Origin of the sequence: uncultured Campylobacter sp., from assembly GCF_938030815.1 — a bacterium.
Taxonomy (GTDB): domain Bacteria; phylum Campylobacterota; class Campylobacteria; order Campylobacterales; family Campylobacteraceae; genus Campylobacter_B.
In genome coordinates this window covers 1-1,135 of the sequence record NZ_CALHII010000151.1, presented here as the reverse complement: position 1 = coordinate 1,135, position 1,135 = coordinate 1, and the positions used below count along the sequence as shown (strand labels likewise).

At 47.8% G+C, this 1,135-nt stretch carries 1 protein-coding gene; it reads right to left on the bottom strand.

Annotated elements, in window-relative coordinates:
- Nucleotides 1-341: 341 nt before the first annotated feature.
- On the bottom strand, nt 342-1,135 hold a 794-nt coding region (locus Q0277_RS06035), incomplete at its 5' end, for a HAMP domain-containing sensor histidine kinase (protein WP_297996484.1).

Here is a 1,135-nt window from a genome sequence, read left to right as displayed (position 1 = left end):
CATATCTCAAAATTCTTAAATTACCCGCGCCGGCCCACTTAAGCTATAAAGCGCTTGCCTTATCACTTCGCCTAAGGGCAAAATGCCGCGCCTTGCCTTATTAATTCGCCACGGAATTTCGCGGTAAAACTAAATTTTAAAATTTGGCCCATTTAAATTTAAAAGCGCACGACTATCGCAAAAATCATTCGATATTATTGGCGACGCCGGCCTAATTTTAAAATTACACCATCGCCCTTATATACAGCTATAGTCATTAAATTTTAAGCAACAATAGGCGATAAAATTTTAAGAATTTCGCCGCCCAGCATTTCTTTATGCCACCAAGCCCACAAAACTGCCTAAACCTTCTTAAACTTTACGCTAAATTTGCTTCCGCGTCCTACTTCGCTACGCAGCGAAATCTGCGCATTATGGATCTTTGCAATTTGTGAGGCGATGGCTAGTCCGAGCCCTGCGCCGCTATTTTGCTCGCGATTTCTGGAACGCTCGATTTGATAGAGCTTGTCCCAAATTTTATTTTGTAAAGCGGGCTCGATGCCCTCTCCGTCGTCGCTTATGCTAAGTTCGCACGCGTCTGCACTGACGCAAAGCTCTAAAGCGACGCTACTGCGCGTAAATTTTAAAGCATTGCTTAAAAGATTGTTAATCAGCCTGATCAAAAGCAGCTCATCGCCGTTTACACGCACTTCCTCGGCTATCTGCGAGCTAAAGCTTAGCCCATTTTGTGCGCACAAAAGTTGAAAGTCTTGCGCACACTCGCTTGCGATTTTACTTAAGCTTACGGGCGCCAAACGCGCGCCACGCTGTAAGCGAGCAAGTTCTAAAATTTGCTCTATTAGCGCCGAAATTTTACGCGCTTGATTGTTGATGACCGCGAAACTCTCCTTCGCCTCGCTCGCGTCTTGCTCGTAGGCTAGGGCGTAGTCGCTTTGAGCCAGTATGACAGCAGCGGGTGTGCGCAGCTCATGCGAAAGATCGGCGCTTAGCTGCTGCTCGCGCTCAAACGCGCTTTGCAGTGATGCTAGCATTTCATTAAACGTAGCCGCGAGCGCGCTTAGCTCATCCTTGCCTCGCGGTAGTTCTATTCGCCGCGTAAAATCGCCGCTAGCTCCGATCTCGCTAGCTGTACGCG